Annotated in this window: 21 protein-coding genes; 16 read left to right on the top strand and 5 right to left on the bottom strand. The window is 69.6% G+C overall.

Features of this window, described 5'->3' with window-relative positions; all coding sequences use genetic code 11:
- Nucleotides 1–20: 20 nt before the first annotated feature.
- The 3 genes from ggt (at nucleotide 21) to RALTA_RS11020 (ending at nucleotide 3,381) form a co-directional block, all read left to right on the top strand.
- Nucleotides 21–1,646, top strand: a complete 1,626-nt coding sequence (ggt, locus tag RALTA_RS11010; protein ID WP_012353508.1) for a gamma-glutamyltransferase — start codon at nucleotides 21–23, stop codon at nucleotides 1,644–1,646.
- A 169-nt stretch (nucleotides 1,647–1,815) separates the two neighbouring features.
- Nucleotides 1,816–2,694 carry a PhzF family phenazine biosynthesis protein gene (locus RALTA_RS11015; protein WP_012353509.1) on the top strand — a complete coding sequence of 293 codons (879 nt, stop codon included), beginning with the start codon at nucleotides 1,816–1,818 and terminating at the stop codon, nucleotides 2,692–2,694.
- Nucleotides 2,695–2,763: 69 nt separating this feature from the next.
- Complete coding sequence (locus RALTA_RS11020; RefSeq protein ID WP_012353510.1) at nucleotides 2,764–3,381, top strand: pyridoxamine 5'-phosphate oxidase family protein; 618 nt, start codon at nucleotides 2,764–2,766, stop codon at nucleotides 3,379–3,381.
- Here RALTA_RS11020 and RALTA_RS11025 read toward each other — a convergent pair.
- Nucleotides 3,378–4,814 (bottom strand): CoA transferase, encoded by a 1,437-nt coding sequence (locus RALTA_RS11025; RefSeq protein ID WP_012353511.1) that lies wholly within the window; start codon nucleotides 4,812–4,814, stop codon nucleotides 3,378–3,380. The genes RALTA_RS11020 and RALTA_RS11025 overlap by 4 nt on opposite strands.
- A 258-nt stretch (nucleotides 4,815–5,072) precedes the next feature.
- On the opposite strand from RALTA_RS11025, the gene RALTA_RS11030 reads away from it, so the two are divergent.
- The 7 genes from RALTA_RS11030 to RALTA_RS11060 all read left to right on the top strand — a co-directional run bounded on the left by RALTA_RS11030 (nucleotide 5,073) and on the right by RALTA_RS11060 (nucleotide 9,580).
- Entirely contained in the window at nucleotides 5,073–6,830 is a 1,758-nt protein-coding gene (locus tag RALTA_RS11030; protein ID WP_012353512.1) for a glutamine--tRNA ligase/YqeY domain fusion protein, read from the top strand.
- Nucleotides 6,830–7,072, top strand: coding sequence for an RNA-binding S4 domain-containing protein (locus RALTA_RS11035; RefSeq protein ID WP_010813694.1), 243 nt, complete (start codon nucleotides 6,830–6,832; stop codon nucleotides 7,070–7,072). The genes RALTA_RS11030 and RALTA_RS11035 overlap by 1 nt, the downstream gene beginning before the upstream one ends.
- Before the next feature lie 65 nt (nucleotides 7,073–7,137).
- The gene (locus tag RALTA_RS11040) at nucleotides 7,138–7,521 is read left to right on the top strand and encodes an MAPEG family protein (RefSeq protein ID WP_012353514.1); all 384 of its coding nucleotides are present in this window, start codon (nucleotides 7,138–7,140) and stop codon (nucleotides 7,519–7,521) included.
- Between the two features lie 4 nt (nucleotides 7,522–7,525).
- Nucleotides 7,526–8,113 carry a YceI family protein gene (locus RALTA_RS11045; RefSeq protein WP_012353515.1) on the top strand — a complete coding sequence of 196 codons (588 nt, stop codon included), beginning with the start codon at nucleotides 7,526–7,528 and terminating at the stop codon, nucleotides 8,111–8,113.
- A 102-nt stretch (nucleotides 8,114–8,215) separates the two neighbouring features.
- Complete coding sequence (locus RALTA_RS11050; RefSeq protein ID WP_012353516.1) at nucleotides 8,216–8,524, top strand: hypothetical protein; 309 nt, start codon at nucleotides 8,216–8,218, stop codon at nucleotides 8,522–8,524.
- 97 nt (nucleotides 8,525–8,621) lie between these two features.
- Nucleotides 8,622–9,170, top strand: a complete 549-nt coding sequence (locus RALTA_RS11055; protein ID WP_012353517.1) for a YaeQ family protein — start codon at nucleotides 8,622–8,624, stop codon at nucleotides 9,168–9,170.
- Nucleotides 9,171–9,232: 62 nt separating this feature from the next.
- A complete protein-coding gene (locus RALTA_RS11060; RefSeq protein WP_010813699.1) occupies nucleotides 9,233–9,580 on the top strand; it encodes an FKBP-type peptidyl-prolyl cis-trans isomerase in 348 nt (115 codons plus the stop codon).
- A 95-nt stretch (nucleotides 9,581–9,675) separates the two neighbouring features.
- Here the strand turns inward: RALTA_RS11060 and RALTA_RS11065 are convergent, their stop codons facing one another.
- Nucleotides 9,676–9,996: a hypothetical protein gene (locus RALTA_RS11065; RefSeq protein ID WP_012353518.1), complete on the bottom strand. Its 321-nt coding sequence runs from the start codon at nucleotides 9,994–9,996 to the stop codon at nucleotides 9,676–9,678.
- 254 nt (nucleotides 9,997–10,250) lie between these two features.
- Here RALTA_RS11065 and RALTA_RS11070 point away from each other — a divergent pair, with 254 nt between their 5' ends.
- Together RALTA_RS11070 and RALTA_RS11075 are read left to right on the top strand one after the other, a co-directional pair.
- Nucleotides 10,251–11,012, top strand: a complete 762-nt coding sequence (locus tag RALTA_RS11070; RefSeq protein WP_041232174.1) for a gamma-glutamylcyclotransferase — start codon at nucleotides 10,251–10,253, stop codon at nucleotides 11,010–11,012.
- Between the two features lie 17 nt (nucleotides 11,013–11,029).
- Nucleotides 11,030–11,830, top strand: coding sequence for an ankyrin repeat domain-containing protein (locus tag RALTA_RS11075; protein WP_012353520.1), 801 nt, complete (start codon nucleotides 11,030–11,032; stop codon nucleotides 11,828–11,830).
- Nucleotides 11,831–11,897: 67 nt separating this feature from the next.
- On the opposite strand, the gene RALTA_RS11080 is transcribed toward RALTA_RS11075, so the two are convergent.
- On the bottom strand, nucleotides 11,898–13,613 hold the full coding sequence (locus RALTA_RS11080; protein WP_012353521.1) for a long-chain fatty acid--CoA ligase: 1,716 nt from the start codon (nucleotides 13,611–13,613) through the stop codon (nucleotides 11,898–11,900).
- Nucleotides 13,614–13,811: 198 nt separating this feature from the next.
- On the opposite strand from RALTA_RS11080, the gene trxA reads away from it, so the two are divergent.
- Entirely contained in the window at nucleotides 13,812–14,657 is an 846-nt protein-coding gene (trxA, locus tag RALTA_RS11085) for a thioredoxin (RefSeq protein ID WP_012353522.1), read from the top strand.
- A gap of 71 nt (nucleotides 14,658–14,728) precedes the next feature.
- On the top strand, nucleotides 14,729–15,106 hold the full coding sequence (locus RALTA_RS11090) for a cupin domain-containing protein (protein ID WP_012353523.1): 378 nt from the start codon (nucleotides 14,729–14,731) through the stop codon (nucleotides 15,104–15,106).
- 31 nt (nucleotides 15,107–15,137) lie between these two features.
- Here the strand turns inward: RALTA_RS11090 and RALTA_RS11095 are convergent, their stop codons facing one another.
- A complete protein-coding gene (locus RALTA_RS11095; RefSeq protein ID WP_012353524.1) occupies nucleotides 15,138–15,578 on the bottom strand; it encodes a bacteriohemerythrin in 441 nt (146 codons plus the stop codon).
- Nucleotides 15,579–15,711: 133 nt separating this feature from the next.
- On the opposite strand from RALTA_RS11095, the gene RALTA_RS11100 reads away from it, so the two are divergent.
- Nucleotides 15,712–16,290 (top strand): AAA family ATPase, encoded by a 579-nt coding sequence (locus RALTA_RS11100; RefSeq protein WP_012353525.1) that lies wholly within the window; start codon nucleotides 15,712–15,714, stop codon nucleotides 16,288–16,290.
- A 29-nt stretch (nucleotides 16,291–16,319) separates the two neighbouring features.
- Here RALTA_RS11100 and tcdA read toward each other — a convergent pair whose 3' ends face one another.
- Nucleotides 16,320–17,189, bottom strand: a complete 870-nt coding sequence (tcdA, locus tag RALTA_RS11105) for a tRNA cyclic N6-threonylcarbamoyladenosine(37) synthase TcdA (RefSeq protein WP_012353526.1) — start codon at nucleotides 17,187–17,189, stop codon at nucleotides 16,320–16,322.
- A 209-nt stretch (nucleotides 17,190–17,398) separates the two neighbouring features.
- Here tcdA and RALTA_RS11110 point away from each other — a divergent pair, with 209 nt between their 5' ends.
- Nucleotides 17,399–19,729, top strand: coding sequence for an AsmA family protein (locus tag RALTA_RS11110; RefSeq protein ID WP_012353527.1), 2,331 nt, complete (start codon nucleotides 17,399–17,401; stop codon nucleotides 19,727–19,729).
- The last annotated feature ends 75 nt before the right edge of the window (nucleotides 19,730–19,804 follow it).

Genomic DNA, 19,804 nt, shown 5'->3' on the forward strand with positions numbered 1-19,804 from the left:
CGAGAACAAAGGACTTACCCATGCAGAACTTCAACTGGACCAATCCCTATCCGACCGTGCGCATTCCGCTGTTTGCGCGCAACGTGGTCTCGACCTCGCACCCGCTGGCCGCGCAGGCCGGCCTGCGCATGCTGCTCAAGGGCGGCAATGCCGTCGATGCCGCCATCGCCGCGGCCGCCGCGATCACCATCGTCGAGCCGGTGTCGTGCGGCCTGGGCAGCGACGCCTTCGCCATCCTGTGGGACGGCAAGTCGCTGCACGGCCTGAACTCGTCGGGCGTGGCCCCGGCGGCATGGAGCCCGGAATACTTCAAGGCCAAGTACGGCACCGACGCCAACGGCCTCGCCAAGCGGCCGATCCGCGGCTGGGACTCGGTCACCGTGCCCGGCATGGTCGCCGGCTGGGCCGCGCTGCACGAGCGTTTCGGCAAGCTGCCGTTCGCCGACCTGATGGAGCCCGCGATCGAGATCGCCGAGCGCGGCTACGCCGTGCCGCCGGTGGTGGCGCACAAGTGGGCCGCCGCGGTGCCGGAACTGAAGGACCAGCCCGGCTACGCCGACACCTTCATGCCCAACGGCCGCGCCCCGGCGGTGGGAGAAAAGTTCACCATGAAGGACGCCGCCGAGACCCTGCGCCAGATCGGCACGAGCCGCGGCCGCGCCTACTACGAAGGCGCGATCGCCGAGAAAATCGCTGCCTTCAGCAAGCAGTGCGGCGGCGCCATGACGCTCGACGACCTGCGCAACTACCAGCCCGACTGGGTCAAGCCGATCAGCAAGTCCTACCGCGGCTATGAACTGCACGAGATCCCGCCCAATGGCCAGGGCATCGCCGCGCTGATCGCACTGGGCATCCTCGACCAGTTCGACCTGGGCTCGATCCCGGTGGATTCGGTCGACTCGCAGCACCTGCAGATCGAGGCCATGAAGCTGGCCTTCGCCGACCTGTACCAGTACGTGGCCGACCCGCGCAGCATGGAAGTCACGCCCGAACAGATGCTGGACGACGCCTACCTGAAGTCGCGCGCCAAACTGATCGACATGCAGCGCGCCACGCATTTCAACTTCGGCATGCCCAAGGTCGGCGGCACCATCTACCTGACCGCGGCGGACGAGAACGGCATGATGATCTCGTTCATCCAGTCGAACTACATGGGCTTCGGCTCGGGCGTGGTGGTGCCGGGCACCGGCATCAGCCTGCAGAACCGCGGCGTGGGCTTCTCGATGGACCCCAAGTCGGCCAACGTGGTCGCGGGCGGCAAGCGTCCGTTCCACACCATCATCCCGGCCTTCCTGACCAAGGACGGCCAGCCGGTGATGAGCTTCGGCGTGATGGGCGGCGACATGCAGCCGCAGGGCCACGTGCAGACCGTGGTGCGCATGCTCGACTACAACCAGCAGCCGCAGGCGGCCTGCTGCGCGCCGCGCTGGAAGGTCAACCGCGACTTCACGCTGGACGTGGAAGGCACCATGGACCCGGCCACGGTCGAGGGCCTGAAGGCACGCGGCCACCAGCTCAAGTCGGTGGACGATCCTTACATGGATTTCGGCTCGGGGCAGTTTATCTGGCGCCTGTCGGACGACGCCGACCACGGCTACGTCGCGGCCAGCGACAGCCGGCGCGACGGGCAGGCAGTGGGGTTCTAAGCGCCGGGCTCCCCCGCCCCTCTCCCGCAAGCGGGCGAGGGGCGCTTACTGCGAACCGCAGCGCGAGAAAACGGCCGATCCAACTGGCCCGCTCGCAAAGCCACCAATTGTCCATGGCCCGCCGGCCCGCTCTCCGTACACTGTGACGGAACATATCCGGAGCCCCGCCATGACCCCCTACGCCTTCCGCCTGCTCAACGTCTTTGCCGAATCCACCTTCGGCGGCAATCCCCTGTGCGTGTTCGAGGACGCGCGCGGCATGGACGCTGCCACCATGCAGGCGCTGGCGCTGCAGTTCAACCTGTCGGAAACCACCTTTATCCTGCCGTCGGACCAGGCCAGCGCGCGGGTGCGCATCTTCACCACCGGCTATGAGATGCGCTTCGCCGGGCATCCGACGCTGGGCACCGCGCACGTGGTGCGCGAACTGGCCGGCACGGGCGATGCGCTGACGCTGGAGTTCGCCGCGGGCGTGGTGCCCGTGACCGCGCAGGGCGATGTCTGGACCTTCACCGCGCCCCACCGCGGCCAGCCCAGGACCGCGCCGGCCGGCCTCTCCGACGCCGACATGGCCAGCCTGCTGGGCCTGCGCGAACACGACCTGCTGAGGTCGGCCATGTGGGTCGACACCGGCGCCGACCAGTTGCTGGTGCCGGTGCGCAGCACCGATGCCGTGCGCCGCGCCAGCCCGGACAGCGCGCGCCTGGCGGCGTGGCCGCAAAGCAGCCTGGGCCGCAAGACCGCCTACGTCTTTGCCTTCGACCCCGAGCGGCCCGGCCGCGTGCTGTCGCGCTACTTCTTCACCAAGCAGGGCGGCGGCGTGGCCGAGGATCCGGGCACGGGCTCGGCCTGCGCCAACCTTGGCGGCTGGCTGATGGCCACCGGCAGCGCGCAGTCCGCCGGGCTTTCGGAATATGTCGTCGACCAGGGCGAGGCGGTCGGCCGCCCGTGCCGGCTGCGCCTGGCCGTCGACACGGATGGCGCCGCTGGCACGATCCGCGTGGGCGGCCGCGTGCTGGAAATTGGCCGGGGCACCGTGACCGTGTAAGCCCCGTGCCGCGCTTTTGCGTCAGCTTGTGCGTTACATTGGCGCTTTCGCCCCAACGCCCAGCCTGCCATGACCCCGCACGCCATCACCACGCTGGCCGAACTGGAAGCGCTCTACGCGCAACCGGCGGCGCCCTCGCTCTCCAAGGAAGTCGATTACCTGCACCCGCATTACCGCGCCTTTATCGAGGCGGCACCGTTCTGCCTGCTGTCGACGGTCGGCCAGGACTGGGCCGAATGCTCGCCGCGCGGCGACGCCCCCGGTTTCGTGCAGGTGCTGGACGAGCGCACGTTGCTGCTGCCGGACCGGCGCGGCAACAACCGCATCGACAGCCTGCGCAATATCGTTGCCGATCCGCGCGTGGGCCTGCTGTTCGTGATTCCCGGCATCAACGAGACCATCCGCGTCAACGGCACCGCGCAGATCAGCGTGGACCCCGCGCTGGTCGCGCGTTGCGTGGTCGAGGGCAAGGCCCCGACCACGGTGCTGGTGATCACGGTGCAGGCGGTCTTTTTCCAGTGCGCCCGCGCGCTGATCCGCTCGCGGCTGTGGGCCGCGCAGTCCCAGGTCGCGCGCCAGTCGCTGCCCAGCAACGGCGAGATCCTGGCCACGCTGAGCGGCAATGCCATCGACGGCGCCGCCTATGACCGCGAGCTGCCCGAGCGGCAGCGCACCACGCTCTACTAGCGCGGCAGCCACTCCGGCGCATGCGTGCCGAGCGGCTCGGACGGCAGCGCCCAGCGCGCCGGCGTCTCGGACAGCTGCGCGGCGTGGCGCACCACCGTCAGCATGCCGAAGCCGGACGGCACCGCTTCGAGCAGGTCGGCCACGTCGTCGATCTTCTGCTCGGGCGCCTTGAGCCCGTCGGGCACGCGCCCCAGCCCGCGCAGCCACTGCCCCACCTGCGCCAGCGACACGCGCACATGCCAGCTGCCGCCTTCCACCGCGCGCCGGTGCAGCGCGGCCATCGCGCCGAACGCCAGCAGGTAGCCCGCGGCATGGTCCAGCACCTGGGCCGGCAACGGGCGCGGCGTGTCGCTGCCGGCGGCTTCCGCCTCGGCATGGTTGAAGCCGGTGGCGGTCTGCACCAGCGAATCGAAGCCGCGCTTGGGGGCCCATGGCCCCACGTGGCCATACGCGCTCAGCGACACATAGACGATGCCCGGACGGGCGCGCGCCGCGGCTTCCGGGCCCGCGCCCAGTCCGTCCAGGCCGCCGGGACGGTAGCCTTGCACCAGCACGTCGGCGCCATGCAGCAGCTTGTGCAGCGTGCGCTTGTCGTCGGCATCGCGCAGGTCCAGCTGGCAGCTGCGCTTGCCGCGGCCGGTGTCGATCACCAGCGGCGCGATCGACGGCAGGTGCGGCGCGGTCACCAGCAGCACGTCGGCGCCATGCGCGGCCAGCGTGCGGCCCGCCACGGGGCCGGCGATGATGCGGGTGAAATCGAGCACGCGCACGCCCGACAGCGGCTGCGCGCCCGCTGACACCGGCGCCGGCAGCGGCTGCGGCGGGGCATCGCCGATCCGCTCCAGCGTCACCGGCGGCAGGCCGCGCAGCGCCGCGGCTTGCGCATGGCGGTCCCATTCGTCGAAGCTGCGCAGCGCGGCCACGACCAGGCCGGCGTCGGACGCGGCCGTTTCGAACGCCTCGGCTTCCCATTTTTCCAGCGCCGCCTGCACCGCGTCCTTGTCGTAGGCGCAGCCCAGCAGGCGCAGCACGCCGTCGCGGTGATGCGGGAAATTGGTGTGCAAGCGGACCCAGCGGCCGTCGCCGCAACGGTAGATGCCGGCGATCTTGTCCCACAGCTCCGGCGCCGGGCCGCCATCGACGCGCAGGTAGCGCTCGCTGCGGAACTCGGTGATGGCGTGGCGCATGTCGACGCTGACTTGCTGCCAGCGGCCGCTGCGGCCTTGCCACAGCGTGGCCGCGGCCAGCGCCGACGCGGCCACGCTGGCCTGCGCAGCGGTGCCCACGGCAAAGCTCGAAGGCAGCACCGGCTCGGCGCCGTTCAGGCGCAACTGGCCTAGCGCCTGGGGGGGCAGGCCGGCATCGCGCCACAGCGCGCCAACGACATCGAGGGGCATGGGCGGCACTTGTGCCGCGGCGGTGGGGGCGTTCATGGTCGTTCCTGGGCGTTCCTGCTGCGATGGGATGACTGTCGGCCGTGGCCGGCCGGCACGGGTCTCCATGCTACTCCGACACATCACTTTCGGTGCGTCCGACACGCGCCGGCAACCGACCCGACCACAAATGAGCCGATGCTCACCGCGTGCGGCGCCGCCGGCACGGTAAAATCCCGCTATTGGCATTCCGCCACGCAATCCGACGACCCGGCCCCACGCCTTGCAGGCGCTTGCGGCCGGCCAACCGGCGCCATCATGAGCCACGACAACAAGCCTACCGACAGCAACCCCGCCGCCTCCAACTTCCTGCGCAGCATCATCGACCAGGATCTCGCCGCCGGCACCTACGCCGGCCGCCAGGACAAGCAGGGTGAGCCGCTGCCGACCGTCATCACCCGCTTCCCGCCGGAGCCCAACGGCTATCTGCATATCGGCCACGCCAAGAGCATCTGCCTGAACTTCGGGCTGGCGCGCGACTACGGTGGCCGCTGCCACCTGCGCTTCGACGACACCAACCCGGTCAAGGAAGACACCGAATACGTCGAGTCCATCATCGACGCCGTGCACTGGCTCGGCTTCTCCTGGGACAGCGAAGGCAAGGACGGCCAGAAGCAGCCGCACCTGTACTACGCCAGCGATTACTTCGACCAGCTCTACGCCTTTGCCGAAACCCTGATCGAGCGCGGTGCCGCCTACGTCGACAGCCAGTCGGCCGAGCAGATCGCCGCCAGCCGCGGCAATTTCTCCGAGCCGGGCAAGCCCTCGCCCTTCCGCGACCGCAGCGTCGAGGAAAACCTGCAGCTGTTCCGCGACATGCGCGCCGGCAAGTACGCCGACGGCGAGCACGTGCTGCGCGCGAAGATCGACATGGCCGCGCCCAACATCGTCATGCGCGACCCGGTGCTTTACCGCATCCGCCACGCGCATCACCACCGCACCGGCGACAAGTGGTGCATCTACCCGATGTACGACTTCACGCACTGCATCTCGGACGCGCTGGAGAACATCACGCACTCGCTGTGCACGCTGGAATTCGAGAACAACCGCCCGCTGTACGACTGGGTGCTGGAGCACCTGCGCGACAGCGGCGTGTTCCGCGACCCGCTGCCGCACCAGTATGAGTTCGCTCGGCTGAACCTGACCTACGCCATTACCAGCAAGCGCAAGCTCAAGCAGCTGGTCGACGAACAGCGCGTCGACGGCTGGGACGATCCGCGCATGCCGACGCTGGTGGGCGTGCGCCGCCGCGGCTACACCCCGGAATCGATCCAGCTGTTCTGTGATCGCGTCGGCGTGGCCAAGGCCGACAGCTGGATCGATATGAGCACGCTCGAAGGCTCGGTGCGCGACGACCTCGACGGCCGCGCCGCCCGTGGCGTTGCCGTGCTGGACCCGCTGAAGCTGATCATCGACAACTACCCCGAAGGGCAGAGCGAGGAATGCTCGGCGCCGGTCCACCCCAAGAAGCCGGAACTGGGCAAGCGGGTATTCCCGCTGTCGCGCGAGCTGTGGATCGAGCGCGAGGACTTCAACGAGACCCCGCCCAAGGGCTACTTCCGCCTGTTCCCCGGCAACAAGGTGCGCCTGAAGTACGGCTACGTGATCGAGTGCACCGGCGTGGACAAGGACGCCGACGGCAACGTGATCGCGGTGCACGCCAGCTACCTGCCCGACACCAAGAGCGGCACGCCGGGCGCCGACAGCGTCAAGGTCAAGGGCGTGATCCACTGGGTCAGCGCGGCGCATGCGTATGAGGCCGAGGTGCGCCTGTACGACCGGCTCTTCAACGACCCCAACCCGGATGCCGGCGGCAAGAACTTCCTCGATGCGCTCAACCCGGATTCCAAGCAGGTGATCACCGCCTACCTGGAGCCGGGCCTGCGCGAGGCGCAGCCGGAAGACCGCTTCCAGTTCGAGCGCCATGGCTACTTTGTCGCCGACCGCAGCGATTCGACGCCGGGCAAGCCGGTGTTCAACCGCATCGTCGGCCTCAAAGACAGCTGGGGCAAGTGATGGCCAAACCTGGCAAGGCAGCGGTGCAGACCATCACCTTCCCGCTCGAGGGCGAGTTCATCGCCCTCAATGACCTGCTCAAGCTGGCGGGCGTGTGCGACAGCGGCGGCGCCGGCAAGGCGCTGGTCGCGGCCGGCGAGGTCTCGGTGGACGGCGCGCCCGAATCGCGCAAGACTGCGAAGATCCGCGCCGGCCAGGTGGTGGGCCTGGCGGGCATCGAGATCCGCGTGGTCGCCGCCTGACCGCGCGGCCGGCCGGCGCGCCGCCCCGTGCGGCCGTCGCCGGCACCGCAACCGAAAGGATGACTATGCCGATCGCTTTCTGGTGCGTGCTGCTGGCCGGCGTCCTGCCGCTGGCAACGGTGGCCATCGCCAAGGCCAGCGCGCCGGGCTACGACAACCATGACCCGCGCGGCTGGCTGGAACGGCAATCCGGCCGCGCGCGCCGCGCCGACCTGGCGCACCGCAACCATTTCGAGGCCTTCCCCTTCTTCGCCGCGGCGGTGCTCAGCGCCACCTACCTGCAGGCGCCGCAGGCCCGCATCGACGAACTGGCGATGGCCTTCATCGCGGTGCGCGTGCTCTACACCCTGTGCTACATCACCGACCGCGCCACCCTGCGCACGCTGTGCTGGACCATCGGCTACCTGACCGTGGTGGGGATCTTCCTGCTGCCGGTCCTGGTCCACTGAGGCCATGGTCCTGCGCGCGCTGCTGCTCCTGGCCGCCACCGGCATCGCCGGCGCCCACGCGGCACCGGTCGAGTACACGCTGGACCCGGCCCATACCACCGTCTATTTCTCGGCCAGCCATTTCGAGCGCAGTTCGGTGCGCGGGCGCTTCGCCAAGATCGACGGGCGCCTGAGCTATGACGCCGACAGCGGCGCGGGCGCGCTCGACGTGACCGTCGACCTGGGCTCCGTCGACACCGGCAACCGCACGCTGGACGGCGTGCTGCGCTCGGCACAGTTCTTCGATATTGCCGAGCACCCGGTGGCGCGGCTGCGCGCCAACCAGTTCCTGACGGAAGCCGGCCGCCTGGTCGCCGTGGAAGGCGAACTGACGCTGCATGGCGTGACCCGGCCCTTGCGCCTGATGGCCGAGCGTTTCCGCTGCGGCGAGGTCACGCTGTTCGGCGTGCGGCGGCAGGTCTGCGGCGGCGACTTCCGCGCCGAAGTGCCGCGCAGTGCCTTCGGCATGACCCGCTTCCTGCCCGAAGTGGGCGACATCGTGACGCTGCAAGTGGCGGTCGAGGCATCGCCCGCCGAAACCGCTCCGCGCTAACCCTAGTCGCCCACTGCGCCACAAATTTCTCTTGTAGAATCAGCGCTTTGCAAAATCCCTGCCACGCTTCGTGCGCGTGAGCGGCGACGCGAGACAGAGACCATGTTCGAGATTCATTCCGGCGACATCGTGGCCGCCGCGCTGGCGGCTGCCGGGGCCTGCCTGGCCTGCAGCATTCCGGGCGACTTCCTGCGCCGCTTTCCGCTGTGGGCGGTGCGCACCTACGGCCGCGGCGCGCTGCTGATGCCGTTCCTGGCGATGATGGTCGGCACCTGGCTGTTCCGCCTCGGCGTGGCCGGCCAGATCGACACCCCGCCGGGCCAGGCGCTGCTGGTGGCGGCGGCCTTCCTCGGCACCCTGCTGGTCTCGGCGCTGCTGCGCTTCTACCTGAAGGAATACCGCAAGCGCTGAGCCGCCGGCTTTGAATGGCGTGCGTTGAATCGCGTATGATGCGGCCTTTTGCGTCGTACGCACCCCAGCCCGGGGCGCCTGCCGCTCACCTCACCTCATGGCGCTCAAATCCACCATCTTCAAGGCCGAACTGTCCGTGTCGGACATGGACCGGCCCTATTACGGCAGCCACAGCCTGACCATCGCCCAGCACCCGTCCGAGAACGACGCGCGCATGATGGTGCGCCTGCTGGCCTTTGCCTGCGAAGCCAGCGAGACCCTGGCCTTTACCCGCGGCCTGGACGAACCCGATGAGCCCGACCTGTGGGACAAGCGCCTGACCGGCGACATCGCCCATTGGGTCGAACTGGGCCAGCCCGACGAAGCCCGCCTGAAACGCGCCGCGGCCCGCGCCGAGCGCGTGACCGTCTACACCTACAATGCCGCGAGCGCGCGCGAGTGGTGGAAGGGCATGGCGGGCAAGGCCGGCAAGCTGCGCAACGTCACCGTCTACAATGTTCCGGCGGAGGCCGTCGACGCGCTGGCCGCACTGGCGCAGCGGGCCATGCGCCTGTCGGTCACCATCCAGGACGGCGATATCTGGGTGGCCGACGACGACCGCAACGTGCAACTGACGCTGGAAGTGCTCCAGCGCGCCCAAGCCTGAGCGCAGCGGCGCTGCGCTCATCTTTCCTGTCCACGTCTTTCCCATCGCTAGGAAATCACGCCATGCAAACTACGCCCTCTGGCCTGCAATACGAAGACACCACCGTCGGCGCAGGCGCCGAAGCCACCGCCGGCAAGCACGTCACCGTGCACTACACCGGCTGGCTGTACGAAAACGGCCAGGCCGGCCGCAAGTTCGATTCGAGCAAGGACCGCAACGACCCCTTCGTGTTCCCGCTGGGTGCCGGCCATGTGATCCGCGGCTGGGACGAAGGCGTGCAGGGCATGAAGGTGGGCGGCGTGCGCCGCCTGGTGATCCCCGCCGACCTGGGCTACGGTGCGCGCGGCGCCGGCGGCGTGATCCCGCCGAACGCGACGCTGCTGTTTGAAGTGGAACTGCTGGCGGTCTAAAGCTAGCGAATTGAGCCGGCGCCACGCCGCTCCCGCACCAGCAGGAGCGGCATCCCGGCCGAAGTGTTCAGCCCGGGCGCCCTGCCCGGGCGACCTCAGAAACCGATGGCGGCATTGCCGACATCGACGCGGACCTTGTCGCGGTCCAGCAGCCGCGCCGCATGGCGCGCATAGTCCTGCGCCCAGGCAGCATCGCCGGAGAAGCGCGTTTCTCCTGAAAACTTGGCGACATTCAGGATCTTGTCGATCACCAGCACCTTGCCCACCGGGCTCGATGCCTGGCAGTCGAGTTCGGTGTATTCCCGGTCGAACCAGCGCCAGGCGGCATCCTCGGTGACCGCGGCCAGCTCGTCCGGACCGATCGTGAAGTCAAATTCCTTGCCGCTGCCGAACACCACCGTAAGCGTACGTGCCATCGCAGGCTCCCTGGGTTGGATGGAGGCCCCATTGTAAGGACTCGGCGGCGCCAGCGGCGTGCAATTCGCGCTGTCCTGATCCGCGACAAGGCGCGGCGGAGCGCGGCCATGGCGGGTGGCAACGGCGGCACGCGGCCCGGACCGTTGTCTGGCGCCCACACCCGGACCGCTGACTCGGACAATTCCGAGCAAAAGTGCCACTTGTGGCATTTCCCGCGCCTGCCCGGGACGCCGCTTTGATTTATGCTTGCAGCATGGGCATCACGCGACAGGACCTCGAATCCGACCGGCTGCGCACCTCGCTGTGCAGCACCCCGGTTGCGTCCTCGCTGTTGCCCGAGGCCGCGCTGGAGCAGTCGCTGGCCGATACGCTGGCGCGCCGCCCCGACGATCCCGCGCTGGGCGGCGATGTCTGGGTGTTCGGCTACGGCTCGCTGATCTGGAACCCGATGGTGGTGCACACCGAGCGCCAGCGCGCCACGGTGCACGGCTACCACCGCGGCTTCTACCTCTATTCCCGCATCAACCGCGGCACCTGGGACAATCCCGGGCTGGTGCTGGGCCTGGACCGCGGCGGCTGCTGCCACGGCATGGTGTTCCGCGTGCCCAGCCAGGTAGTCGAGCAGGAGTTCCGCGTGCTGTGGCGCCGCGAGATGCTGACCGGCGCCTACCATCCCCGCTGGCTGCGCATCCGCGTCGGCACCCCCGGCGCGCCGGAGCAGCGCGCGCTGGCCTTCGTCATGAACCGTTCCCACGAGGCCTACGCCGGCCGCTTGCCGGACGCCAGCGTGGTGGAACGGCTGCGCCACGCCACCGGCCTCTACGGCCCGGCGCGCGAATACCTGCAGCAAACCCTGCTGGGACTGGCCACCAACGGCGTCGACGATCCCTACCTCGGCCGGCTCTGGCGCCAGCTGCAGGCGGGCGATGCCGCCGATGCCGACCATGCCGGCCGGGCCGCGGCCCACGCACCGGACGACGCCCCGCTGCCGGCCAGCCCTCGCGAAACCGTCTGAGCCCAGGAGCTGCCGCCATGACGCGCCCCGCCACCCGCACCCGCAGACAAGCACTCAATGAGTTGCTGGGGCTGGTGGGCTTGCTGATGGGCGGCGGCTTGCTGGCGGCGCAGGGCGGCCAGACCCTGGCGGCACGTCCGGCGGGCGGCGCCTCCAGCCCGACCGCGGCGGGCCCGTCGCGCAGCCCCGCAACGCAGGCGCCGGCACGCCGCGACGCCATCGGCACGCTCGACCGCAACCTGATCACCGCCGCCAGCGCCGGCGACCAGGCGCTGGTGTCGCGCCTGCTGGCAGCCGGCGCCTCGGCCCGCGCCGCCGACGAACGGGGCCACAGCGCGCTGCTGGCGGCCGTGCAGAACCACCGCACCGAGGTCGCGCGCACGCTGCTGCTGGCCGGCGCCGACGTCAACCTGAAGGATGCCGACGCCAACAGCCCGTTCCTGCTGGCGGCAGCCACTGGCCAGGCCGACATGGTCCGGCTGGCGCTGGCGCATGGCGCCGACCTCGCCAGCACCGACCGCTACCATGGCACCGCGCTGATCGCGGCCAGCCAGCAGGGCCATGTGGAAGTGGTGAAGCTGCTGCTGAAGGCCGGCATTGCCGTCGACCACGTCAATGACCTGGGCTGGACCGCGCTGCTGGAGGCGGTGATCCTCGGCGACGGCAGCGCGCGCTACGAGGATACGGTGCAGCTGCTGCTGGATGCGGGTGCGGACGCCAACCTGCCCGACCGCGAAGGCGTGACCCCGACGCGCCATGCGCGCGAACGCGGCTACAAGACCATGGTGAAGATGCTGATGCGGGTGCGCGGGCATTGAGACCGGGACGCGCAGGAAAGAAAAAGGCTGGTCGCGCGACCAGCCTTTTTCGTGCCACGAAGCGGACTCAGGCCGACGGCGCAGCGCTTGCCGCGGGATTGCGTGCGTTCTCGCTTTCCTGCAATTGCCGCCACATCACCTTGCCGGTACCGGACTTCGGCAGCGCCTCGACGAATTCCACCACGCGCGGGTACTTGTAGGCGGCCATGTTGTCCTTGGCCCAGTCGATGATCTGCTCCGGGGTGGTCTTGCCCCTGGCATGGGCGCGCAGCACCACCACCGCCTTGACGGTCTCGCCGCGGTACGGGTCGCGCGTGCCGATGATGCAGGCCTCCTGCACGTCGGGGTGCTTGTACAGCAGGTTCTCGACCTCGGCCGGCCACACCTTGAAGCCCGACGCATTGATCATGCGCTTGAGCCGGTCGGTGATGAAGTAGTAGCCCTCTTCGTCCATGCGGCCCAGGTCGCCGGTGCGGAAGAAGGTCTTGCCCTCGAATTCGATGAAGGCCTCGCGGGTGGCATCCTCCTTGCCCCAGTAGCCCTTGAACACCTGCGGCCCGCTGACGATGATCTCGCCGATCTCGTTGGGCGGCAGCTCCTTCAGCGTGACCGGGTCGATCACGCGCGCGTCGGTGTTGAAGGTGGGCACGCCCAGGCACTGCAGCTTGGGCCGGTCCGACGGGTTGCTGTGGGTCGGCGCCATGGTCTCGGACAGGCCGTAGCCTTCCAGGTAATTCAGCCCGAACTGCTCGCGCAGGCGCTCGGCCACCGCCTGCGGCATGGCCGCGCCGCCCCCGCCGATATAGCGCAGGCTCGACAGGTCGAACTCGGCCAGGTTGGGGCTGGCCAGGAAGTCGATCACCATGGTCGGGATATTGGTCCAGTGCGTGACCTGGTAGCGCGAGATCAGCCGCCCCGCCACTTCGCGGTCCCAGCGCGGCAGCATCACCACGGTGGCGCCGCTGTAGATCGGGCCGTTCATGCCGTACTGCATGCCGGTGACGTGGAACAGCGGCAGCACCGACAGCACCACCGATTCCGCGCCCGACCCGGACCAGGTCGCGCCGCCGACGATGTTGTGCATCACCGAGCGGTGGGTGTGGATGCAGCCCTTGGGGAAGCCGGTGGTGCCCGAGGTGTACGGCATCACCGCCATGTCGTCCGGGCCGGCGGTATGCGGGCCCGGCTGCAGGCCTGCGCCGAGCGCGTCAGCCCACTTGGTCGCGCCGGCGGGCAACGGATGCGGCGTGGTCAGCCAGGCCGGCGGCGCGTCTTCCGGATGTTCATGGGCCGGCGGCAGTGCGTCGGCATATTGGGTCACCAGCAGGTGTTGCAGGCGTTGCGCCGGCTCCAGTTCGGCCTGGGCCTGTTCGACCCCGGCGGCGAGGTCGGCGGTGAAGATCGCCACGCGGGCCTGGGCGTCGGTGACGTAGTGCTTGAATTCCTCGGCGCGGTTCATCGGATTGACCGGCACCACCACCGCGTCGGCGCGCAGGATGGCGTAGTAGCTGACGATGAACTGCGGGCAGTTCTGCATGTACAGCAGCACCCGGTCGCCCTTCTTCACGCCCGCCTTTTGCTGCAGCCAGCCCGCCAGCGCGGTGGCCTGGGCCTCCAGTTCACGGAAGGTGATGGCGTTGCCGAAGTAGCGGATCGCGGCCTTGTCGGCATAGCGCAACGCCGAGACCTCCAGGTTTGCCCACAGCGAAGTTTCCGGCAGCACGATGGCAGCCGGCAGGCGCTTTGGCCAGAACTGGAAATGCGGGCGGGCGGGGATCGGCATGAAGGGTCTCCTGTGCGGTCTCGCGGACCGGGTCTGTCGTATGGTCAAGGACTATAACCGAACGATCGTTCTATTTTCAACCGGTGACTACCCGCACCGCGGCGCTCGCCGCTGAGGTCTGGCGTTGCATTCGGCGACTTCGCCCTCACAATAGGGGTACCGATCCCCATTCCCACCTCCCCCCTCCAGGATTCCCCCATGAGCGACGTCACCCTGCAGAATTTCGAAACCGAAGTGATCGACGCCTCGCGCCAGATGCCGGTGCTGGTCGATTTCTGGGCCCCGTGGTGCGGCCCCTGCCGCACGCTGGGCCCGATGCTCGAACGCCTGGAAGCCGAGGCCGACGGCCAGTGGAAGCTGGCCAAGGTCAATGTCGACGAGAACCAGGAGCTGGCCGCGCACTTCGGCGTGCGCAGCATTCCGCATGTGGTGGCGATTGCCGACGGCCAGGCGGTGGACCAGTTCACCGGCGTGCTGCCAGAGTCAGGCCTGCGCGAGTTCCTGGCCAGGCTGGCGCCGGGCCAGGGCCGGTCGCCGCTGGACGATGCCATGGAACTGGCCGCCGCGGGCAACCGCGACGGCGCCGAGACCCTGTTCGCCGATGCGATCGCGGCGGATCCGGAATCCGATGCCCCGCGCCTGGCCTATATCGGCTTCCTGCTAGACGGCAACGCCATCGACCGCGCCAGGACCGAGTTCGCGGCGCTGTCGCCGCGCGCTGAGCAGGCAGATGGCTACGGCGCGCTGCGCACGCGCATCGAGGCGATGGAGAACGCCGCCGGCCTGCCCGATGCGGCCACGCTCGCCGGCCGCATCGACGCCGATCCGCGCGACCTCGCCGCGCGCATGGACCTGGCGCGGCTGATGATCGCGCAGCAGCAATACGAGCCCGCGCTGGAACAGCTGCTGGCGATCGTGCGCACCGACCGCGGCTTCGAAGAAGATATCGGCCGCCGGACCATGCTGTCGGTGTTCGAGATGCTGGCCGACCGGCCGGACGTGGTGTCGCGCTGGCGCCGCCAGCTGAGCACGTCGCTGAACTGAAGCTGATGCGGGCCCGGCGCGGTAAACTGGCGGATTCTCAGTTCCGCCGTATCCCCGATTCGCCCGCCGCCATGACCGCGCCCCGCCTGATCGACTTCAAGACCGAACCCGCCCCCAGCCATGACCGCCCGCGCCCCGACCGGCTGGTGTCGGGCAATCCGGACCGCACCACCTGGACGCACTACAGCGCGCAGCACGGCGATTTCGATTGCGGTATCTGGGCGTGCGAGCCCGGTGCGTGGCGCATCGCCTTCCCGGCGGGGAAGGAAGAATTCTTCCACATCATCAGCGGCCGCATCCGCATCAGCGACGACAGCGGCCAGGCCAGCGAATTCGGCCCCGGCGACGCCTGCGTGATCCCGGGCGGCTTTACCGGCGTGTTCCAGGTGCTGGACCCGGTGCGCAAATACTTCGTGGTGATCGACCGCGACGCGGCGCGCCAGGCCTGAGCGCCGGGTCTGAACGCCACATCCGCGGCGATCACGCCGCCGTGGCAGGGCCTTCGATCAGCGTGAAGCCGTTTTCGCGCATATGCTCGACCATCATCGCGTCCATCGACTTGACGTGATGGTCGAACCAGCCTGACAGCTCTGCCACCAGCCGGCGCCCAAGCTGGAATTCGGCATCGCTGTGCACCTTGTCGCGCACCGCGACGGCCACCGCCAGCACCTGCTGGTGCTCGCCCGCGTGGCAATGGCGCGGGCCGAAGCCCATGGCTTCCATCCACTGCTCTTCCTGGGCGAAATGATGGCGGGTGTGGTCGATCCATGCGTCCATCGCCGCCAGGAAGGCGTTGTCGTCGGCGCTGGCAACCGCTGCCAGCAGCTGCACGAATTCGGCGTGGGTGGCGTCGGTGACCGGTTCGCCCAGGTGCAGGTGGTCCGGCAGCCCGGCGGAGGAAAGCTGGTCTTTGGCGTCCATGGGAGGCGGCGGCAAGCGTGGAGAAAAACGGCAAGGATACCGAATCAGCGGGACCCAGGCCTGATCTGGCGCAAGCGAGCGGGTATGCTGTGGGCAATGCGGCCGGTCCGTCACCCCTACCGTCTTTCGCTCCATGCCACGACTGATTTTCTTCTGCGGCCATGCCGGCACCGGCAAGACCACCCTCGCCCACCGCCTGATCGGCCCGCTGATGCAGGCCACCGGCGAGCCGTTCTGCCTGCTCGACAAGGACACGCTGTACGGCCGCTACAGCGCCGCGGCCATGGCCGCCATCACCGGCGACCCCAACGACCGCGACAGCCCGGCCTACCTGGACCACCTGCGCGACCCCGAATACCAGGGCCTGCTCGACACCGCGCGCGAGAACCTGGCGCTGGGCATCAGCGTGATCGTGATCGGCCCGCTGTCGCGCGAGGTCCGCGCCCACCTGCTGAACGACCCGGACTGGCTGCAGGTGCCGGCCGGCACCACCGTGCGCACGGTCTGGGTCCACCTGCCGGAGGACGAGGCCCACGCGCGCATCGTCCGCCGCGGCAATCCCAACGACGCCTACAAGCTGGCGCACTGGGACGCGTACCGGACCCGGCGCTTTATGCCCGCGCCCGCCGACTATCCGGAACTGATCTTTTTCGACAACCAGGCACCGGCGCAGGCCGACATCGACGCGCTGCTGCGCGCGCTGAGCGCCTGAACGCATGAACGCCGTGGCGGCGCATGGCCTCAGCCGCGCGCGATCGCGCCGATCACCGCCGACGCCGCGACCAGGCCGAACACCGCCGTCACCGCCACCGACGAGCCGAAGCCCGCGCAAGCCAGCCCGTGCGGCCCGCGCGCGGCGGGCGAGCCGGACGGAACCTCCGGCGGCGGTGCCTCGTCGATCTCGCAGGCCTGCTGCTCGGGCTCCGGGTATTGCAGCGGCTCGTCGGAATAGACCGCGGCGATGCCGAACTTCTTTTTCGGGTCGCGGGTAAAGCCCCACTGCTTGCGCAGGCCGGCGCGCACCTTGGACAGCAGCGGGTCCTGGATCGTGCGCGCAAGGTCGTCGATGCGCACGCGCGTGGGGTCGAGCTGGCCGCCGGCGCCGCCGCAGGTGATCACCGGCACGCCCTGGCGCCGAGCCCAGCCCAGCATGGCGGTCTTGACGCGGACCGCGTCGATGGCGTCGATCACATAGTCATAGCCGGCGCCGAGCACGTCCGGCACGTTGTCGACGGTGACGAAGTCGTCGACCTGGGTCACGCGGCAACGCGGGTTGATCGCGACAATGCGCTCGGCCATGGCCTCGACCTTGGCACGCCCGTAGGCGTCGCCCAGTGCATGGATCTGGCGGTTGGTGTTGGACAGCGCGATATGGTCCAGGTCGATCAGCGTGATACGGCCTACCGCGTTGCGCGCCAGCGCCTCGGCTGCCCAGCTGCCGACCCCACCGATGCCGACCACGCACACGTTCGCCGCCTCCAGCCGGGCCAGCCCGGCGGCGCCGTACAGCCGCGCCACGCCGCCGAAGCGGCGATGGTAGTCGTCGTCGGCCGGGCTTTCATGGGTCAGCGGCTCGGGCAGGCCAGCCAGCTCGTGTGCGGCATCATTCATACAGGAAGGAGCGGATTTCGGGACGCGGGCGATGCCGGACGCGGCCATACCGGGGCAAAAAATCCGGCATTTTCCGGCGGCGATGTCAGCCAGTCCCCGACAAGGACGGGAAGCGCGCAACTATACAATAGACCTGCAGTGGTCCGTTCGCCGCGCCGCGCCGCGCGGGATCCGCGGGCCCTCGCCCCCGCCAGCCAGGAGCCCGCCTCATGCCCGTGCGCCGCAAGGTCGTTCTGTGGAGTGTCCTGACACCGGTCGCGCTGATCGCGCTGCTGGTGGTCGTGATCCTGACCTTCGACTGGAACCGGATCAAGCCCTGGCTCAACGACCGCGTCTCCGAAGCCATCGGCCGCCCCTTTGCCATCAATGGCGACCTGACCGTGACGTGGCGCCGCGGCGAGGGCGAGAAAGGCTGGCGCACGCTGGTGCCGTGGCCGCGGCTGTCGGCGCGCGATATCACCGTCGGCAACCCGGACTGGGCCGCGCAGCCCAATATGGCGACCGTGCGCGAGCTGATCTTCGTGCTGCGCCCGCTGCCGCTGCTGGCCAACGAGATCGCGGTGCCGACCATCGTCATCGACAGCCCGGCGGTATGGCTGGAGCGCCTGGCCGACAGCCGCAACAACTGGACCTTCGATACCGGCCCGAAAGAGGGCACCTCGAAATGGCAGCTGGATGTCGGCGAGGTGGTGCTGGCGCGCGGCAACCTGGCGCTGACCGACCAGCTCAAGAAGATCTCGCTGCAAGCGGAACTCGACACCATCGGCAACGCGCCGCTCTATGACAAGGCGCGCGACGGCGCGCTGGTCGAGCCGCAGGCCTCGGCCGTGCCGCCCGGACCGCCGGGCAGCGCCGCGCAGGCGGCCTCGGCGCCGCGTGCCGGCGGCCCGGCCTCCGCGGCACCCGCCAACGGCGGCGACGGCCGCTACGGCGTGCGCTGGAAAGCGACCGGGCGCTACAACGAGGCCACCATCAACGCCAGCGGCAAGGCCGGCACGGTGCTGAGCCTGCGCAATACCGACGTGCCCTTCCCAATCCAGGCCGACGTGCGCGTGGGCACCACGCGCGCGCAGATCGAAGGCACGGTCACCAATCCGGCGCACCTGGCGGCGCTGGATGTGCACCTGACCCTGGCCGGCGACAGCATGGCCAGGCTCTACGCGCTGACCGGCGTGGTGCTGCCATCGACGCCGCCCTACCAGACCCGCGGCCGGCTGATGGCCACGCTGCGCAAGGAGGGTTCGATCTACGAGTACCAGAAGTTCACCGGCCGCGTCGGCGGCAGCGACCTGTCCGGCACGCTGACCTTTACCAAGCGCGACCCGCGCCCGCTGCTGGCCGGCAACCTGGTGTCGAACCAGTTGCGCTTCGTCGACCTGGCCCCGCTGATCGGCGCCGACGCCAAGCCAGGCCGCCCGGCCAAGGACAGCCCGGTGGCCCAGCCGGCGGACAAGGCGCTGCCGGTGGCGCCGTTCCGCACCGAGCGCTGGGACGAGATCGACGCCGACGTGCACTTCACCGGCAAGCGCATCATCCGCGATGCCGAGCTGCCGATCACGGACCTGGTCACGCACCTGAAGCTGCAGGACGGCGTACTGCTGCTCGACCCGCTCAACTTCGGCGTGGCCGGCGGCAACCTGGTGTCGACGGTGCGGCTCGACGGCAAGCGCGAGCCCATGGGCGCGATGGTCGACCTGACCGCGCGGCGCATGAAGCTCAAGCAGCTGTTCCCGACCTTCGACCTGATGCGTGCCAGCATCGGCGAACTCAACGGCAGCGCCAAGCTGTCGGCCACCGGCAATTCGGTGGCGGCGCTGCTGGGCTCGTCCAACGGCGAGGCGCGGCTGCTGGTCGAGAACGGCACGGTCAGCAAGTTCCTGCTCGAGGCCATCGGCCTGAACGTCGGCAGCCTGGTGGTGTCGAAGCTGTTCGGCGACAAGCCGGTGCAGATCAACTGCGGCGTCAGCGACTTCGCCATGACCGACGGCGTGGCCCGCGCGCGCACCTTCGTGCTCGACACGCAGGATGCGGTGATCGAGACCACCGGCGGCATCGACCTGCGCAGCGAGCGGCTGGCGCTGACCATCCACCCCGACTCCAAGGGCCTGCGCATCTTCTCGCTGCGCTCGCCGCTGTATGTCGGCGGCACCATGAAGAACCCGCGCGTCAGCCCCGATATCGGCGTGCTGGCGCTGCGCGCCGGCGGCGCGCTGTCGCTGGCGCTGCTGGCGCCGGTCGCCACCGCCGTACTGCCGCTGATCGACCTCTCCCCGGGCGGCGAGGACACGCAGTGCGCCAGGTTGCTGGCCGAACTGCGCAAGCGCCCCACCGCGCCGCCGCCCGGCAAGACCTACAAGGACCCGAAGGCAGCGGAAGCGCCCGCCGGTGGCGGCGCGGCGGCCACCGCCAGCCGGCCCGCTGCGCCGGCCGCCACGGCAGCGCGTCCCGGCAAGCCCGCCGCCGCCCCGCGCGATCCGCCCCGGCCCGCCAGCCCGCCCCAGCGTCCGGCCAACGACCGGTCCTTCTACCAGGGCGGCTGAGCCCGGCACGGCGCCATCGGGGTGGCGCCGTGCGCGCCTCGCGCATTAAACAAAATCGCAACACTTGGCGCCGCT

Source organism: Cupriavidus taiwanensis LMG 19424, from assembly GCF_000069785.1.
GTDB classification, from domain to species: Bacteria; Pseudomonadota; Gammaproteobacteria; order Burkholderiales; family Burkholderiaceae; genus Cupriavidus; species Cupriavidus taiwanensis.

Coding starts and splice junctions, on each gene's coding strand:
- ggt (WP_012353508.1), top strand. CDS start 21: ATGCAGAACTTCAACTGGACCAATCCCTATCCGACCGTGCGCATTCCG.
- RALTA_RS11015 (WP_012353509.1), top strand. CDS start 1,816: ATGACCCCCTACGCCTTCCGCCTGCTCAACGTCTTTGCCGAATCCACC.
- RALTA_RS11020 (WP_012353510.1), top strand. CDS start 2,764: ATGACCCCGCACGCCATCACCACGCTGGCCGAACTGGAAGCGCTCTAC.
- RALTA_RS11025 (WP_012353511.1), bottom strand. CDS start 4,814: ATGAACGCCCCCACCGCCGCGGCACAAGTGCCGCCCATGCCCCTCGAT.
- RALTA_RS11030 (WP_012353512.1), top strand. CDS start 5,073: ATGAGCCACGACAACAAGCCTACCGACAGCAACCCCGCCGCCTCCAAC.
- RALTA_RS11035 (WP_010813694.1), top strand. CDS start 6,830: ATGGCCAAACCTGGCAAGGCAGCGGTGCAGACCATCACCTTCCCGCTC.
- RALTA_RS11040 (WP_012353514.1), top strand. CDS start 7,138: ATGCCGATCGCTTTCTGGTGCGTGCTGCTGGCCGGCGTCCTGCCGCTG.
- RALTA_RS11045 (WP_012353515.1), top strand. CDS start 7,526: ATGGTCCTGCGCGCGCTGCTGCTCCTGGCCGCCACCGGCATCGCCGGC.
- RALTA_RS11050 (WP_012353516.1), top strand. CDS start 8,216: ATGTTCGAGATTCATTCCGGCGACATCGTGGCCGCCGCGCTGGCGGCT.
- RALTA_RS11055 (WP_012353517.1), top strand. CDS start 8,622: ATGGCGCTCAAATCCACCATCTTCAAGGCCGAACTGTCCGTGTCGGAC.
- RALTA_RS11060 (WP_010813699.1), top strand. CDS start 9,233: ATGCAAACTACGCCCTCTGGCCTGCAATACGAAGACACCACCGTCGGC.
- RALTA_RS11065 (WP_012353518.1), bottom strand. CDS start 9,996: ATGGCACGTACGCTTACGGTGGTGTTCGGCAGCGGCAAGGAATTTGAC.
- RALTA_RS11070 (WP_041232174.1), top strand. CDS start 10,251: ATGGGCATCACGCGACAGGACCTCGAATCCGACCGGCTGCGCACCTCG.
- RALTA_RS11075 (WP_012353520.1), top strand. CDS start 11,030: ATGACGCGCCCCGCCACCCGCACCCGCAGACAAGCACTCAATGAGTTG.
- RALTA_RS11080 (WP_012353521.1), bottom strand. CDS start 13,613: ATGCCGATCCCCGCCCGCCCGCATTTCCAGTTCTGGCCAAAGCGCCTG.
- trxA (WP_012353522.1), top strand. CDS start 13,812: ATGAGCGACGTCACCCTGCAGAATTTCGAAACCGAAGTGATCGACGCC.
- RALTA_RS11090 (WP_012353523.1), top strand. CDS start 14,729: ATGACCGCGCCCCGCCTGATCGACTTCAAGACCGAACCCGCCCCCAGC.
- RALTA_RS11095 (WP_012353524.1), bottom strand. CDS start 15,578: ATGGACGCCAAAGACCAGCTTTCCTCCGCCGGGCTGCCGGACCACCTG.
- RALTA_RS11100 (WP_012353525.1), top strand. CDS start 15,712: ATGCCACGACTGATTTTCTTCTGCGGCCATGCCGGCACCGGCAAGACC.
- tcdA (WP_012353526.1), bottom strand. CDS start 17,189: ATGAATGATGCCGCACACGAGCTGGCTGGCCTGCCCGAGCCGCTGACC.
- RALTA_RS11110 (WP_012353527.1), top strand. CDS start 17,399: ATGCCCGTGCGCCGCAAGGTCGTTCTGTGGAGTGTCCTGACACCGGTC.